This window comes from Chitiniphilus eburneus, assembly GCF_005048205.1.
Classification (GTDB): Bacteria; Pseudomonadota; Gammaproteobacteria; order Burkholderiales; family Chitinibacteraceae; genus Chitiniphilus; species Chitiniphilus eburneus.
This window is the reverse complement of sequence record NZ_SUMF01000027.1, coordinates 30,856-44,942: the sequence shown is the minus strand read 5'-3', so window position 1 is coordinate 44,942 and position 14,087 is coordinate 30,856. Positions and strand designations below refer to the sequence as shown.

16 protein-coding genes are annotated in these 14,087 nt (G+C 66.5%); 7 read left to right on the top strand and 9 right to left on the bottom strand.

Going from position 1 to position 14,087, the window contains the following annotated elements; translation table 11 throughout:
* Positions 1-1,352, top strand: a 1,352-nt coding sequence (locus FAZ21_RS16460) for a 3'-5' exonuclease (RefSeq protein WP_211243499.1), incomplete at its 5' end; no start/stop codon positions are given.
* A gap of 38 nt (positions 1,353-1,390) precedes the next feature.
* Entirely contained in the window at positions 1,391-1,639 is a 249-nt protein-coding gene (locus FAZ21_RS16455) for a hypothetical protein (protein ID WP_136774538.1), read from the top strand.
* Between the two features lie 5 nt (positions 1,640-1,644).
* Here FAZ21_RS16455 and FAZ21_RS16450 read toward each other — a convergent pair whose 3' ends face one another.
* The 3 genes from FAZ21_RS16450 to FAZ21_RS16440 form a co-directional block, all read right to left on the bottom strand.
* The gene (locus FAZ21_RS16450) at positions 1,645-2,208 is read right to left on the bottom strand and encodes a DUF1415 domain-containing protein (RefSeq protein ID WP_136774537.1); all 564 of its coding nucleotides are present in this window, start codon (positions 2,206-2,208) and stop codon (positions 1,645-1,647) included.
* A gap of 13 nt (positions 2,209-2,221) precedes the next feature.
* The gene (locus tag FAZ21_RS16445; protein WP_136774536.1) at positions 2,222-3,109 is read right to left on the bottom strand and encodes a hypothetical protein; all 888 of its coding nucleotides are present in this window, start codon (positions 3,107-3,109) and stop codon (positions 2,222-2,224) included.
* Positions 3,110-3,202: 93 nt separating this feature from the next.
* Positions 3,203-3,802, bottom strand: a complete 600-nt coding sequence (locus tag FAZ21_RS16440) for an IMPACT family protein (RefSeq protein ID WP_136774535.1) — start codon at positions 3,800-3,802, stop codon at positions 3,203-3,205.
* Between the two features lie 130 nt (positions 3,803-3,932).
* Between FAZ21_RS16440 and FAZ21_RS16435 the strand changes: the two genes are divergently transcribed.
* On the top strand, positions 3,933-4,421 hold the full coding sequence (locus FAZ21_RS16435; RefSeq protein ID WP_136774534.1) for a GyrI-like domain-containing protein: 489 nt from the start codon (positions 3,933-3,935) through the stop codon (positions 4,419-4,421).
* 130 nt (positions 4,422-4,551) lie between these two features.
* Positions 4,552-4,764: a YMGG-like glycine zipper-containing protein gene (locus FAZ21_RS16430; protein WP_136774533.1), complete on the top strand. Its 213-nt coding sequence runs from the start codon at positions 4,552-4,554 to the stop codon at positions 4,762-4,764.
* Between the two features lie 91 nt (positions 4,765-4,855).
* Here the strand turns inward: FAZ21_RS16430 and dbpA are convergent, their stop codons facing one another.
* The 4 genes from dbpA to ettA form a co-directional block, all read right to left on the bottom strand.
* Positions 4,856-6,241 (bottom strand): ATP-dependent RNA helicase DbpA, encoded by a 1,386-nt coding sequence (gene dbpA / locus FAZ21_RS16425; protein WP_136774532.1) that lies wholly within the window; start codon positions 6,239-6,241, stop codon positions 4,856-4,858.
* A gap of 247 nt (positions 6,242-6,488) precedes the next feature.
* Positions 6,489-7,454, bottom strand: a complete 966-nt coding sequence (locus tag FAZ21_RS16420) for a Gfo/Idh/MocA family protein (RefSeq protein WP_136774531.1) — start codon at positions 7,452-7,454, stop codon at positions 6,489-6,491.
* Positions 7,451-8,383, bottom strand: a complete 933-nt coding sequence (locus FAZ21_RS16415) for a Gfo/Idh/MocA family oxidoreductase (protein WP_136774530.1) — start codon at positions 8,381-8,383, stop codon at positions 7,451-7,453. Before FAZ21_RS16415 ends, FAZ21_RS16420 begins: the two co-directional genes overlap by 4 nt.
* Before the next feature lie 395 nt (positions 8,384-8,778).
* The gene (gene ettA / locus FAZ21_RS16410) at positions 8,779-10,446 is read right to left on the bottom strand and encodes an energy-dependent translational throttle protein EttA (RefSeq protein ID WP_136774529.1); all 1,668 of its coding nucleotides are present in this window, start codon (positions 10,444-10,446) and stop codon (positions 8,779-8,781) included.
* Positions 10,447-10,728: 282 nt separating this feature from the next.
* On the opposite strand from ettA, the gene FAZ21_RS16405 reads away from it, so the two are divergent.
* A complete protein-coding gene (locus FAZ21_RS16405; RefSeq protein WP_136774528.1) occupies positions 10,729-11,592 on the top strand; it encodes a hypothetical protein in 864 nt (287 codons plus the stop codon).
* 3 nt (positions 11,593-11,595) lie between these two features.
* On the top strand, positions 11,596-11,895 hold the full coding sequence (locus FAZ21_RS16400; RefSeq protein WP_136774527.1) for a hypothetical protein: 300 nt from the start codon (positions 11,596-11,598) through the stop codon (positions 11,893-11,895).
* A gap of 293 nt (positions 11,896-12,188) precedes the next feature.
* On the opposite strand, the gene FAZ21_RS16395 is transcribed toward FAZ21_RS16400, so the two are convergent.
* Both FAZ21_RS16395 and FAZ21_RS16390 read right to left on the bottom strand, forming a co-directional pair.
* Positions 12,189-12,479: a hypothetical protein gene (locus tag FAZ21_RS16395; protein ID WP_136774526.1), complete on the bottom strand. Its 291-nt coding sequence runs from the start codon at positions 12,477-12,479 to the stop codon at positions 12,189-12,191.
* A 49-nt stretch (positions 12,480-12,528) separates the two neighbouring features.
* A complete protein-coding gene (locus FAZ21_RS16390; RefSeq protein ID WP_136774525.1) occupies positions 12,529-12,801 on the bottom strand; it encodes a metal/formaldehyde-sensitive transcriptional repressor in 273 nt (90 codons plus the stop codon).
* A gap of 99 nt (positions 12,802-12,900) precedes the next feature.
* Between FAZ21_RS16390 and FAZ21_RS16385 the strand changes: the two genes are divergently transcribed.
* A complete protein-coding gene (locus FAZ21_RS16385; RefSeq protein WP_136774524.1) occupies positions 12,901-13,974 on the top strand; it encodes a nickel/cobalt efflux transporter in 1,074 nt (357 codons plus the stop codon).
* Positions 13,975-14,087 lie beyond the last annotated feature (113 nt).

Genomic DNA, 14,087 nt, shown 5'->3' with positions numbered 1-14,087 from the left:
TGCCGACCTTGCTGGCGCATGCGCCGCGCTTCGATCTGCTCGAAGCCGACGAACGCGCGCGCGCCGAGCGCGCCGCCGCCATCCTGCTCGATCCGGGCAACGATGCCGGTGTGCTGCCGTTTGCCGCGTGGGTGGAGCGCGTCTGGCGCCGGCTGGGCGGCGATGCCATCCACGCCGGCGCGCGCGACGCGGCCGATGCCGAGGCGCTGTTCCGCCTGCTGGAAACGTTGTCGCCGCACGGCGCGCCAGACCCGGCCGCGCTGGACGAGGCGCTGGGCCGGCTGTACGCCGCGCCCGATCCCGCCGCCGATGGTGTCGAGATCATGACCATGCACAAGAGCAAGGGCCTGCAGTTCGACACCGTGATCCTGCCCGGCCTGCATCGCAAGGGCGCGGCCGACAGCGCGCCGCTGGTGCGCTTCGAACCGCTGCGCGCACCGCAGAGCGTGCGCCTGCTGATGGGGCCGATCAAGCGGCTCGCCGAAAAGGATGCCGATCCGGTATCGCGCTATCTCGGCGTGCGCGAAGCGCGGCGCGGCACCTATGAAACCGACCGGCTGCTGTACGTGGCGGCCACGCGCGCGCGGCACCGGCTGCATCTGGTCGGCGAGGTGTCGGTGACCGACGACGGCACTGCAAAACGGCCACAAAGCAGCAGCCTGCTCGGCCGTCTTTGGCCGTTGCTGGAACTGCCGTTGCCACCCGCCGAGCCGGTGCGCGGGGTGGGCGAGGGCGCCGCCGCATTGGTCGGCCCACCGCTGGTGCGGGCCGCATTGGGCGATCTGCCGCCCGCCGGCTTGGTGCCTGTCGTGCCGCCGATGTTCGGGCGTATCGACTGGGTGCAGCGCCGGCAGGAAGCGCAGGCCGGCACCGTGGCGCATGCGTGGCTGGAGCGCATCGGCCGCGATGGCCTGACGGGCTGGGACGCCACGCGCCTGGATGCCGCGCGGCCCGCCATCGAACGCCAGCTCAGCCGTGCCGGCATGCCGCATGCCGAACTGGCCGCTGGCGCACAGACCGTACTCGATACGCTGGTCGCCACGCTGGCCGACGAGCGCGGGCGCTGGCTGCTGGCGCGGCAGGCGCAGCGCGAATGGCGGTTGGGCGGGGGCGACGGCTTGCAGCGGGTGATCGATCTGGCGCTGCGCACCGACGACGGCTGGCTGGTGGTGGACTACAAGACCACCGCGCCGCATCCCGACGAAAACCACGATGCGTTCGCCGCGCGCATGCTGGCGCGCTACCGTGAACAATTGCAGGACTACATGGCGTCGGTGGCCGCGCTGAGCGGGCTGCCGGTACGCGGCGCGCTCTACATCCCGCGCGCCCGGCTGTGGCTGGACGTGGATTGACGCACGGCGCAGGCCGGCGCATTGCGGAGGGCTGAATCATGGAAGACAGGGAATTCGACGAGCTGGCGGGGCGCATCGAAGGGGTGGCCAAGATGGTGCTGCACCTGGTGGTGGCGCTGGAGGATGCCGGCCACATCAACGGCCCGCAGTATGCCGACGGCCTGCGCCGTGCGATCCAGCCCGACGACAAAAGCCCCTCGCACCTGGCCATCGCCCAGCGCACGGTGATCGAACTGGCCGACGCGCTGGACGAAGCACGGGCGCGGCGGCGCGGGCCGGCGCACTGAGGCCTTCAGCGCGGATTGCGCTTTTCCGCCCAGTTTTCCGCCAGCGCTTCCCAGCCTTCGACGCCCAGGTCTTGTAGCAGATCGACGTTGCGCTGGTAGATCGCGGCGGGATCGGGGAAGGCATCGGCCGCGCGGGCGATGCTGGCTTCGCGCAGCAGGTGCAGCGTGGGGTAGGGCGCGCGGTTGGTGCAGTTGGCCACGTCGTCCGGGTCGCTGCCTTCGAATACGTAGCGTGGATGGAAGTGCGCCAGTTGCAGCGTGCCTTCCAGTTGCAGGTCCGTCAGCACGTCCTCGGCGCTGGCGATCAGATCGACGAAGACGTCGAAGTCGCCGAACAGCGTGGGATGGATCAGCAGCGTGGTGTCCACTTGTGCCGGATCGGCATCCGCCAACAAGCGCAGCTCAGCTTCCAGTTCGTCCAGAAAGGCATCCAGGTGGCGGGCGTGGCTGACCGCGTAACGCACCTGCTGCTTGACGTACACTGCCTTGGCGAACGGGCAGAGGTTGAGGCCGATGACCGCCGTTTCCAGCCATTGCCGGGTGCGGGCGATCACGATGTCGTCGGTCATGGCGGGCTCCGGGTCAGAACGAGGGCACGGGATTGCGCCCGGATCGCGGCACGTACCGGTCGCCCTGGTAGCGATAGATCATGCGCTGCGTGCTGCGGCGCGTGGCGGAATCGACCAGGATCGTGGGCGACGAGGCATCCTGCTGCGGGTGGTAATCCTCGTTCAGGCTCCGGAAATCCAGCACCAGGTCGCCCGGCGCGTCGTGGCCGGGGACAATCTGCCAACTGCCGGTGACTTCGTAGCAGGCGCGGCGTTCCTCGTCTTCTTCCAGGCGTTCGGTCTGGCCCGGCTCGCGGACCAGGATGGCATCGCAATCGGTGGGGGGCGGCACCGCGCCGGAGTTCAGCGCGGAAATCGCGATCGGTTCATCCAGCAGCGGGCGCACGCGCTGCTCGCCCAGTTCGTACAGTGACAGCCAGCCGCCGCATTCGCCTTGCCAGCAACTGCTGTATTCCACCGCCAGCGCGAATCGGCCTGCCGCCAGCTTCACTACCTCGGTGCTGCCGATCTCGCCGAAGAAGCCCGCGCGGCCAGCATCGTCCTGGCGTGTGTCGGCCACCCAGCGCTCGCCGTCGCGGAGCAGCCAGTAGGCGCCGATCAGGCCCGGCGTATCGTGGCCGCCGACTGCTTCACCGTGCTCGTCCACCTCGGTGGCGGCGGTGATCATCAGTGCGCGCCGGTCGGACAACCGCGTGACCTGCACCGGCGAGATATCGAACCGCCCGCTGGATTCCTCCAGTTGCAACGGCTGGATGCGCTGCCCGTCGCGCGAGGCCCAGCCGGGGAAAAACAGCGGCATCAGGGTGTTGCGCTCCAGGCTGGCGGCGGAGGGGGTCTGCGGGCCACAGGCGGCGAGGGTGAGCAGCAGGGGCAGGAGAAACAGCGAACGGTAGGACGACATGGCACCACGGCAGGATCGGAACGGGCTGCATGATAGGGCGAGTCCGCGCGCTTGCCCATGCCATCGTGTCCGCCAGGCCGGGCAGATGGGCGGTCAGGCTTCGTCGGAGGGCCCCAGCCAGCGCAGCGCGCCATGGCACGCATCGCGCGCGGCGGCCTGGAATGCCGCCGCGTCGTCGGCGGGCAGGGTGAATGCGAGCGTGACACTGTCGGCATGCGCGACGGTTTCCAGTTGCGCGCCCGCTTGCTGGATCAGCCGGCGCAGCGTGCCTTCCAGCGCGTACGGTACCTCGGCCACCAGGATGACATTGCGGCGTACCGGCACCTTGTCCGCCGACAGCAGCGCCTGCGCCACCGTGTCGGTATAGGCGCGCACCAGCCCGCCCGCACCCAGCTTCACGCCGCCGTAGTAGCGCACCACCGCCGCCACCACGCCGTCCAGGTCCTGATGCCGCAGCACGTCCAGCATCGGTCGCCCGGCCGTGCCGCCGGGTTCGCCGTCGTCCACCGCCGCCGAATGGCCGCCGGCCAGCAGGGCCCAGCAGACATGCGCGGCATCGGGGTGCCGCGCGCGCAGCGTCTCGACCAACGCTTGCGCGGCCGGGCGATCCAGCACGGGCGCAACCAGGCCGAGGAAGACGCTTTTCTTGATTTCCAGCCGGCTTTCTACCGGTGCGGACAGGGTGTAGGGCATGGAAGGGGGATTGTCCGGGCGGCGGCCGGGCGGAGCAAGCGGGCACTGTGCCACCGCCGCGCGGTCGTAGTGGTGTGGCGGCCACCAGGCCGCCGCACTACCCTGTAGCACCCTTGTCCCCGGAGCTACCATGAACGTCGAAATCCGCACCCGACCGGCCACGCACCTGGTTGGCATCGCACTGAAGACCTCCCTGCGCGACGAGCGCAACCTGCGGGAAATTCCGGCGTTCTGGCGCCAGTTGAGCCAGGACGGCGCGTTGTTCCGTCTGGCGGAGGGCGCGCCGATCTACGGCGCGGTGATCGAATTCGACCCGAGCAGCCGCGATTTCACCTACCTCGCCGGCTTCGAGCACCCGGTGGCGCAGCCGTTGCCGCAAGGCATGCAGCCGTGCGAACTGCCCGCCGGCCGCTATGCGGTGCTGACCACCACGCCCACCCCGCCCGAGAACTGCGGCGCCGAGATTGCCGCCAGTTGGTTCCATCTGCACCGGACCTGGCTGCCGGCATCGGGTTACCTGCGCGGCGCCGGCCCGGAGTTCGAGCGTTACGACGAGCGCTTCCACCCGCAGCGTGCCTTGGTGGAACTGGAGTTGTGGCTACCGCTGGGCGAGGAGTGACGGCGGGGGCGTGTCGGTGAAGTCCCACGCGATTTCAGGACTCCCCGCCGCAACCCCGCGCGGTCTCATGCCTCCAACGACTTGACGCGCTCGCAGACCGGGCGCCCATTCCATCGAAAGGAGGCGGATCATGAACCAGACATTGATCAAGGCGGTTGGCGCCACGCTGCTGCTGGCGGCGCTGGGCGGTTGTTCCAGCATGGACAAGCAGACCCGTAACACAGCGGCGGGCGCCGCCATCGGCGGCGCTGCCGGCGCCATCCTCACCAACGGCTCGGCCGTGGGCACTGTCGGCGGTGCGGCTGTGGGCGGCGTGATCGGGCATGAGACGACGAAGGATTGAAAGATGGTGAGGTGTGAGGAGTAACGTCAAAAGCAACCGCCACAGCCATGGTTTGCCTTTGCACCTCACACCTCACTCCTCACGTTTCATGTCACCCGGTCTCACCCAGCCAGCGCATCTTGAACTGGCGGCCCTTGATCTTCGCCGCCGACAGACGCTGGAATGCCTGATCCGCCACGTTGCGGTCGATGGCGACGAAGCTCTGGAAGTCGAACACATTGATCTTGCCGACCTGGCCGCTGCCGAGGCCGCCATCGCCGGTCAGCGCACCCAGGATGTCGCCAGGGCGCAGTTTTTCCTTTTTGCCGGCGGCGATGTTCAGCGTGCGCATTGGCGGCAGTAGCGGGCTGGCGTCGGCGTCGGTCAGGGTATCGCGCTCGAACCAGCGTACCGGGCCACCCTGGTATTCCTCGATCAGCTTCACCCACTTCCGGTCGCTGGGGCTGCCCAGGCTGATCGCCATGCCTTTGTCGCTGCCGCGCCCGGTGCGGCCGATCCGGTGCACGTGCACTTCGGTATCGCGCGATACGTCCACATTGATCACCATATCCAGCGTCTGGATATCCAGCCCGCGCGCGGCCACGTCGGTGGCTACCAGTACGGTGACACTGCGGTTGGCGAAGCGCACCAGTGTTTCGTCGCGGTCGCGCTGATCCAGTTCGCCATAGAGCGCCAGCGCGGAAAAGCCCGCTTCCTGCAATTGCGCCACCAGTTCGCGGCAGTGGATCTTGGTATTGCAGAACGCCAGCGCCGAGGTGGGCCGGTAATGGCGCAGTACTTCGGCCACGGCGGCGTTGCGGTCTTCGTTGGTCACTTCGTAGAAGCGTTGTTCGATACGGCTGGCCGAATGCTGGCTTTCCACCTTGATTTCGAGCGGATCACGCAGGAACGGCGCGGCGATGCGGCGGATGCTGTCCGGGTAGGTGGCCGAGAACAGCAGCGTCTGCCGGCGTGCCGGGCAGGCTTCGACGATGCGGCCGATGTCGTCGACGAAGCCCATGTCCACCATGCGGTCGGCTTCGTCCAGCACCAGTGTGCCGATGTGCGAGAGATCCAGCGTCTGGCGGTAAAGGTGATCCTGGATACGCCCCGGCGTGCCAACGACGATATGCGCACCGTGCTCCAGCGAGCCGATCTGCGGGCCCATCGGCACGCCGCCACACAGCGTCAGCACCTTCACGTTGTCCAGGTGGCGCGCCAGACGGCGTAACTCGTTCGCCACCTGGTCCGCCAGTTCGCGGGTGGGGCACAGCACCAGCGCCTGGATGCCGAAATAGCGCGGGTTAAGTTTTTGCAACAGGCCGATGCCGAAAGTGGCGGTCTTGCCGCTGCCGGTCTTGGCCTGTGCGATCAGATCGCGGCCGGACAACACCGCAGGCAGCCCGGCCGCCTGGATGGCGGTCATTTCCTGATAACCCAGGCTGGCGAGATTGGCGAGGAAAGGCGCGGGCAGGGCCAGCGAGGAAAAAGCGTGCATGGTGGCCGCCAAATACTGGAAAGGCGCTCAGTCTAGCAGTGATGAAGGGTGGTTACCGGAAGTAGGGCTCACCCCGGGGCGGGAATGACCCCCAAATCTTGAAACACACAGAGCGCACGGAGCCACGCAGAGAAAACCTGAAATCGGGAGCGCCCCTGTTGCCGGCTCACCATTTCTTGCGCTTTCTTCTGTGGAACTCTGTGTTCTCGGTGTTTCAAGATTTGGGGCCTCAACCCCCGACACGCATTCACCACCCCGCCGCGCGATAGGCCGCTTCGATCAGGGCGACGGTCTGGGCGGCGTCTTCGCCGGTGATGGGCGGTGGGCTGCCGGTTGCCAGGCTGTCGAGCCAGGCGTTCAGTTCGATGCTGTATGGGTCGGCATCGCCGAAGCCCAGGTCGGCGGCGGTGAGGCCGGTGCTGGAGGCCACCTGGACCCGCGCGGGGTCGAACGCCTGGTCGCTGTTCAGCGTGGCGTGTTCGAAGCGCAGGTGGAAGCCGTGTTCGTTGCGCGGGAAGCCGGCGCCGCCCAGGTAGTGCACGCCCGCGCCGCCCGGGAACATCAGTTGCAGCGCCACGGTGTCTTCCAGTTGGTGTGCCGACGATGGCTGGCGGGTGATCTGCGCCTGGATGGCGGTCGGTTCGCCCAGCATCGCGCGCAGCCAGTCCAGCTCGTGCGCGGCCACTTCGTAGAGATAGCCGCCACTGACGGCGCGCTGGCCTTTCCACGGCGAGATGTTCAGGAAATCATGCTCCAGCCGCCAGATCGACAGGTGCAGCGCACGCCCGAGCTTGCCGGCGCGGTAGGCGGCGGCGATGGCGCGGTAGGGCTCGAAGTAGCGCAGCACGTGGCCGACCATCAGGTTGACGCCGGCTTCGCGCACCGCCGCGTTGATCGCTTCGCAGGCGTGCTCGCCGATGGCCATCGGCTTTTCCAGAAACACCGGCTTGCCTGCGCGCGCGGCGGCGATGGCGTGCTGCATGTGCAGCGCGGGTGGCGTGGCGATCAGCACCACGTCCACTGCGGGGTGGGCCAGCAGCGCGGCGGCGTCGGCGCAGGCGGCGGCCTGGTGTTCCGCCGCCAGCGTATCGGCACGGGCGGCGTCGCTGTCGGTGGCGGCCACCAGTTGCAGCCGGCCGGTGGCGACGGCTGCCCGGGCCAGAAAGGCGCCGAACTGGCCGCAGCCGATCAGGCCGAAACGAAGCGGGTTCATGGTCGGGCTCCTTGTGGGTCGATCTCGGCGGGGCCGCCCTCGCGCGCGGCGCGCAGTACGGCGTAGTGGGCGGCAGTCTGTTCCAGCATCAGTGCGCGCGGCAGCGGCTCGGCGCCGGTGGCGAAGAAATCGCGCATTGCGGCGAACATCAGGCCGTAGCCCACATCGAATTCCAGATCCTGCGAGATGCCCAGGCTGCCGTAGAGCTTGAGGGTGAAGCCGTACCAGTCGCTGCCCGGCCCGACCAGCGCCAGCACGCCGCGTACCGGGCCAATGGCGGCGTCCTGGCCGTATTCCACACTGACGATGGCCGGGCCGCTGAGGCGATGCGGGTCGCCGTCGATGCACGGCAGGTCGGCGTGCAGCACGCGGGCGAGGCCGCAGCCCAGCGTGCCGGCCAGACAGGCGAACAGGTGCGGCAGGTACCAGTCGGCGGTGTCGGTGGGGCCGGTGACGCTGAAGAAACGCAACTCGCCCAGTTCGGCCAGCACGGCGCGGATGCGTTCGGCGGCGTGGGTGTGCAGCAGCGCGGATGCGGAATAGACGCGCGCGCCATGCGCCTCGGCCAGCGCCAGGATCTCGCGGGCATCGCCCAGGTTGCCGGCCAGCGGGCGGTTGAGGAACACCCGGCGCCCGGCCAGCAGGTGGGGGCGGACGAGTTCCAGGTAGCGGTCGGCGTCCAGCACGGTGATCAGTATGCCGTCGCAGTCGTCGGCAACGGCGTCAGGCGAATCGGCCACACTGGCGCCGAGCCGTTCGGCCAGTTGCCCGGCGATGGCCGGATCGTCATCCCACAGCCGCGCGGCGATCAGGCCGTGCTCGGGTTCGCGCTGCCATTGCTCGGCCCACATCCGGCCGTGGGTGAACGGCGCACAGCCGACGATGCCCAGCCGCAGCGGAGCGGGGGCGGAAACGGTCTGGGAGGTCATGGACACGGCCCTTGCGAAGCGATATCTGAAGATACGCTTGCCAGGTCCAGGGCGTCGATGGGGGAAGCGGGCAGGCTGTAAGGAAGGCAGCGCAGGCAAAGGAGGGGAAGAGAGAAGGGGGAAGCGCAACCGCGCGCGATACCCCAAACCCCAAGTCTTGAATCACGAAGAGCACAGCGTTTCACGAAGAAAACCGGAGGAAATGAAAGAGAGCGGAGCCACGGCGGGGCAACGCATTGCCCGGTGCGCCTGGCTTCCTTCCTCTTTCCTTTTCTTCCCTTGGTTTTCCCCGTGAAACGCTGTGCTCTCCGTGTTCTCTGCGGTTCAGGATTTGGGGGTCAGGTTTTGTTTCCCTTCCCCTTGCTCTCTTTCCCCCTCCCCGCGCGCCTGCGTGTTTAGCGCGTGATCGGCTTGTAGCGGATGCGCTTGGGCTTGGCGCCTTCTTCGCCCAGGCGCTTCTTCTTGTCGGCTTCGTATTCCTGATAGTTGCCGTCGAAGAAGGTCCACTGGCTGTCGCCTTCGGCGGCCAGGATGTGGGTGGCGATCCGGTCGAGGAACCAGCGATCGTGCGAAATCACGAACACGGTGCCGGCGAATTCCAGCAGCGCGTCTTCCAGCGCGCGCAGGGTTTCCACGTCCAGGTCGTTGGATGGTTCGTCCAGCAACAGCACGTTGCCGCCCTTGAGCAGCGTCTTGGCCAGGTGCAGGCGGCCGCGTTCGCCGCCGGACAGCATGCCCACCTTCTTCTGCTGGTCACCGCCCTTGAAGTTGAAGCGGCCCAGGTAGGCGCGGCTGCTCATCTCGAACTTGCCGACGGTGATGTTTTCCAGCCCGCCCGATACATCCTCGAACACGGTCTTGTCGCCTTCCAGGCCTTCGCGGCTCTGTTCGACGAAGGCCATCTGCACCGTGCTGCCGATTTCCACGTCGCCCGAATCGGGTTGTTCCTTGCCGGCGATCATCTTGAACAACGTCGATTTACCGGCGCCGTTCGGGCCGATGATGCCGACGATGGCGCCGGCCGGCGCGGCGAAGCTCAGGTTGTCGATCAGAAGGCGGTCGCCGAAGCCCTTGGATACGCCCTTGAACTCGATCACCTTGTCGCCCAGGCGCTCGGCCACGGGGATGAAGATTTCCTGGGTTTCGTTACGCTTCTGGTGTTCGAAGCTGGACAGTTCCTCGAACCGGGCAATCCGCGCCTTGCTCTTGGCCTGGCGGCCCTTGGGGTTCTGGCGCACCCACTCCAGTTCTTTGTTCAATGCCTTTTGCCGCGCCGATTCGGTGGCTTCTTCCTGCTTCAGCCGCGCTTCCTTCTGCTCGAGCCAACTGCTGTAGTTGCCCTTCCAGGGGATACCGTGGCCGCGATCCAGTTCCAGGATCCATTCGGCGGCGTTGTCGAGGAAGTAGCGATCGTGGGTGACAGCCACCACGGTGCCGGGGAAGCGCACCAGGAACTGTTCCAGCCATTCCACCGATTCGGCGTCCAGGTGGTTGGTCGGTTCGTCCAGCAGCAGCATGTCGGGCTTGGACAGCAGCAGCTTGCACAGCGCCACGCGGCGCTTTTCGCCGCCGGAGAGGTTGCCGATCACCGCGTCCCACGGCGGCAGGCGCAGCGCGTCGGCGGCCAGTTCCAGTTGCAGCGCGGTGTTGTCGCCGGCGCCGGTGGAGATGATGGCTTCCAGTTGCGCCTGTTCCTCGGCCAGCTTGTCGAAGTCGGCGTCCGGTTCGGCGTAGGCGGCGTAGACCTCTTCCAGGCGTTTTTGCGCGGCCATCACGTCGCCCATGCCGCTTTCCACTTCTTCGCGCACGGTGGATTCGTTGTTCAGCTTGGGCTCCTGTTCCAGGTAGCCGATCTTCACGCCTGCCAGATGCTGGACTTCGCCGTCGTATTCCTTGTCGACGTTGGCCATGATGCGCAGCACGGTGGATTTGCCGGCGCCGTTCAGGCCGAGCAGGCCGATCTTGGCGCCGGGGAAGAAGCTGAGGGAAATGTCCTTGATGATCTGGCGTTTGGGGGGTACGACCTTGCTCACGCGGAGCATCGACATCACGTATTGGGCCATGGGTTATCCACTGGGGGTTGCACGATGGGCGCCAGTTTAATCGGTGCGGCGAGCCTTGGGGTGTGTTGTTTGGCCTGGGTCCGGATTCCGACGATGGCTGGCCCCCGGCGAGCCGCCGCGAGTTCGCGGTGGAGTGCGGGCACCGGCTCTGTTTGGTCGATTCCACTCCCCGCCCTCGGAATCGCGGGCCGGCTTGAATATGCCTTCGGCATTCACTACGGTGTGGCGAGGGTCGCGTTGCGACCGGCGGTTAACCGATGGGAAACGTGCATGCGACCTGTAATGAAAGCGATCTGTCTGCTGGCCCTGGCATTGCCGCTGGCGGCGTGCACGCCGGAAAAGGCGGAGGCGCTGGTGGCGGCGGTGAAGGCGTTCGAGGCCAAATCCAACGAGGCGCTGGATGCGTATGAAGCGCTGTTCCAGGATTACGGCGAGATACGCAACGAATCGCAGGACGTACTGTTCCAGCAGGCCTATGCGGCCGTCGCGCAGCGGGGGGCGGGCAGCCCCAGTTTCTCCGATGCGGTGCAAATGGTCGGCACGCTGAAATCCACGCGCCAGAACACCACCATCGAGAATGAGTTCCGCGAGATTCGCACTGCCTACATGCTGCTGGGCAGTGCCTACGACAGCCTGCCGCAGGGCAGTGCGCTCGGTGCGCGGCATGTGTCGTGCGGTCGCAGCGCCGTGGCCAAGCTGACATTGCAACTGGTCAACTTCGCCAGCGATGTCGATCAGGATCCGCTGTATCCCACCGCGCTGCGCGAAACCTTCGCCGAGTTCAAAAAGGTCGCCGCCAAGGGCGACCAGAGCCTGGCGCAGCGTCAGTTCGATCGCTTCTATACCGGCGTCGCTGGCTATGAGGCCAGGCATGCCGAAGCATTGCGGCTGACGCTGGCGGCGGTGGAGCAGGGCCGCAAGCTGGATGGGCTGCTGGCCCGCTATGACGACGTTACGCTATCCGGCCTGCTGGGCGCGATCCAGTATGGCTTCACCTTCGCTGGCACGCTCAAGGGCGTGGACCCGGCCACGGCGTCCAGCCGGTTGCAGGCGACCAAGGCGGAGCTGGACGCCAGCCCTTACTGGCAACGGGTGGAGGCGGTTCCGCTGGCTTCCATCGCCGAATGCGCCACCACGGAGCGTTGAACCATGGCCGATATCCAGGACCGCGAATACGTCCGCCTTGCCGAAGCCGCGCTCGATGCGCTGTTCGACCAGTATGCCGCCGCCGGCCCGGCGGACAAGTGGCAGCTCAAGCCTGCGATCACCAAGGCTACCGAAGAGCTGCTCAGCGCGCGGCTGGCGCTGTTCAAGGAAGGCGTGCTGACCACCCCGGCCGATCTGGATGCGATCCGCCAGCTCAAGCAGGACATCGACCGTGCGGCGGACATCCAGACCAGCATCCTGGCGGCGGTGAAGCTGGCGGCGATGCTGGGCGCGTTCGTGTGATCGTGCCGGCCAGCCAGGCGCAATGCTAGGGCGTGTCGTCACCTGTTTCGCGACAGCGTTCGGTGCAGTTCGGGATGCCATGCCAGGAGCTGGACGCGCGGCGGTATGGATACCGCAAGCGGCCTGCGACGCCGCGCGGCGCCCGAAATGCACCGAACCCGCAGGGCTGGGCCGAAAAAACACCATCCACTGCGTTGCACTCCTTGCCAATAACTGGTTGTTGCCTGCGTCGCGCGCCTGATGGCTGGTGCTTTTTCGACCCAGCGCTGCCGCGAAACAGGTGACGACACGCCCTAGAAACCAAGCAGGCTTCTCAGCAAGCTGCCGATGAGCACAACCATTCCCGCTACCCAGGCAGCGGGCAAGGTCATGGCCGCCAGTATCGTTGCAAGCGCGCACTTCCCGCGTTGCGCTGTGCGCACGGCAACCAAGGTGAACATGGCGATCCAGGCGAACCCGAGCACCTGGACAGTGATGACACCGCGACCCTCGCCATGCCCCCCGACTGCAAGAAACGAGACAAAGAACAGAATCACGCCATTGGCCGCGCAAATCATCGCCAGAACTGGATACTTCAGCTTCATCGGTACTTTTTCTCTGTAGAAAACATATGTCGATTGCGGCGGCGGGCAGCTACTTCAGATAGGACTTGATCACTCCCAGCGCCACGTCCAGGTCTTGCTGGCGTTGTGCCGGATCGGCTTCCTTCACCACGTGATCGGTCAGGTGACCTTCGATCACCGCCACCATCAGCCCGTTCACCGCACCACGGATCGCCGCGATCTGCTGGAGCACCGCACCGCAATCGGTTTCGTCGCAGAGCTGCTTTTCCAGCGCGGTCGCCTGGCCCTGGATGCGGCGTACCCGCGCCAGCAGTTTGGCTTTGTCCCTGATCGTGTGTGCCATCGGTGATCCATATCAAAGTGCGAAGCCATCGCAGCGTAGCATGCAGATACTGGGGGGTAGTATCATCGGCAGCTTCCCATTGCCGGCCTGCCCACCGCCATGAACGACTTTTCCACGCTGTTGCAGCAAGGTAACGCCTGGCTGTTCATCCCCAGCGCCATCCTGCTCGGCGTATTGCACGGGTTGGAGCCGGGCCATTCCAAGACCATGATGGCTGCCTTCATCGTGGCGGTGCGCGGCACCGTGGGACAGGCCGCGCTGCTGGGTCTGGCCGCGACGTTGTCGCACACGGCGGTGGTGTGGGCGGTGGCGATGATGGGCTTTTATTTTGGCAACCATTGGGATGTCGCCACTACCGAGCCGTATTTCCAGTTGGCGTCGGGCGTGCTGATCGTCGTCATCGCGCTGTGGATGCTGTGGCGCACCTGGCGTGCGCAGCGCACCTTGCAGGTGGTGGCGGAATCCGCCCAGCCCGACCGCATCGATACCGGGCACGGCATGGTGTGGTTGGCGCTGACCGACGATGAGGTGCCACGCTTCCGCCTGCGTCAGCAGGGCAGGATGGGGCACCACTGGCTGGCGCGCGATGTGCAGGTGCGCACGCAGCGGCCCGACGGCTCGCAGCAGACCTTCGGCTTCGTGTCGCGCATGGGCAGCCTGGAATCGGCTGACCCGGTGCCGGCACCACACGCGTTCGAAGCGACGCTGGTGCTGCGCCATGGCGATCACGCCCACGACCATCTACTGCGCTTCGCCGAGGGAAACCGCAACGGCGAGGTTGTGCTGGAAGTGCAGTACGCGGATGCCCACGAGCGCGCGCACGCCGAGCAGATCCAGCGTCGCTTCGCCCAGCGCGACGTCACCACCACGCAAATCGCCCTGTTCGGGCTGACCGGTGGCCTGATCCCGTGCCCGGCGTCGATCACCGTGCTGCTGCTGTGCCTGCAACTGAAGCAGCTCACCCTGGGCGCATCACTGGTGCTGTGCTTCAGCATTGGCCTGGCGTTGACGCTGGTGCTATCCGGTAGCCTGGCCGCGATCAGCGTGCGGCATGCATCCCGTCGCTGGCGGGGCTTCGGCGAACTGGCGCGCCGGACGCCTTATTTCTCGGGCGTCCTGATCGTGCTGGTGGGGTTGTGGGTGAGCTATCACGGCGCTTCGGCACTGGTTTAGGTCGGCTCGATCCCCTTTGATCCCTTGCCCGCATGCGTTTTGCCTCGGCTGCCTGGACCTGGCTTTTACCTAATTATTCTTATATTCGTAAGTTATTAATAAGATAATTATTT

Excerpts from the sequence above, each read along its gene's own strand:
- FAZ21_RS16455 (WP_136774538.1), top strand. The coding sequence starts at position 1,391 with ATGGAAGACAGGGAATTCGACGAGCTGGCGGGGCGCATCGAAGGGGTG.
- FAZ21_RS16450 (WP_136774537.1), bottom strand. The coding sequence starts at position 2,208 with ATGACCGACGACATCGTGATCGCCCGCACCCGGCAATGGCTGGAAACG.
- FAZ21_RS16445 (WP_136774536.1), bottom strand. The coding sequence starts at position 3,109 with ATGTCGTCCTACCGTTCGCTGTTTCTCCTGCCCCTGCTGCTCACCCTC.
- FAZ21_RS16440 (WP_136774535.1), bottom strand. The coding sequence starts at position 3,802 with ATGCCCTACACCCTGTCCGCACCGGTAGAAAGCCGGCTGGAAATCAAG.
- FAZ21_RS16435 (WP_136774534.1), top strand. The coding sequence starts at position 3,933 with ATGAACGTCGAAATCCGCACCCGACCGGCCACGCACCTGGTTGGCATC.
- FAZ21_RS16430 (WP_136774533.1), top strand. The coding sequence starts at position 4,552 with ATGAACCAGACATTGATCAAGGCGGTTGGCGCCACGCTGCTGCTGGCG.
- dbpA (WP_136774532.1), bottom strand. The coding sequence starts at position 6,241 with ATGCACGCTTTTTCCTCGCTGGCCCTGCCCGCGCCTTTCCTCGCCAAT.
- FAZ21_RS16420 (WP_136774531.1), bottom strand. The coding sequence starts at position 7,454 with ATGAACCCGCTTCGTTTCGGCCTGATCGGCTGCGGCCAGTTCGGCGCC.
- FAZ21_RS16415 (WP_136774530.1), bottom strand. The coding sequence starts at position 8,383 with ATGACCTCCCAGACCGTTTCCGCCCCCGCTCCGCTGCGGCTGGGCATC.
- ettA (WP_136774529.1), bottom strand. The coding sequence starts at position 10,446 with ATGGCCCAATACGTGATGTCGATGCTCCGCGTGAGCAAGGTCGTACCC.
- FAZ21_RS16405 (WP_136774528.1), top strand. The coding sequence starts at position 10,729 with ATGAAAGCGATCTGTCTGCTGGCCCTGGCATTGCCGCTGGCGGCGTGC.
- FAZ21_RS16400 (WP_136774527.1), top strand. The coding sequence starts at position 11,596 with ATGGCCGATATCCAGGACCGCGAATACGTCCGCCTTGCCGAAGCCGCG.
- FAZ21_RS16395 (WP_136774526.1), bottom strand. The coding sequence starts at position 12,479 with ATGAAGCTGAAGTATCCAGTTCTGGCGATGATTTGCGCGGCCAATGGC.
- FAZ21_RS16390 (WP_136774525.1), bottom strand. The coding sequence starts at position 12,801 with ATGGCACACACGATCAGGGACAAAGCCAAACTGCTGGCGCGGGTACGC.
- FAZ21_RS16385 (WP_136774524.1), top strand. The coding sequence starts at position 12,901 with ATGAACGACTTTTCCACGCTGTTGCAGCAAGGTAACGCCTGGCTGTTC.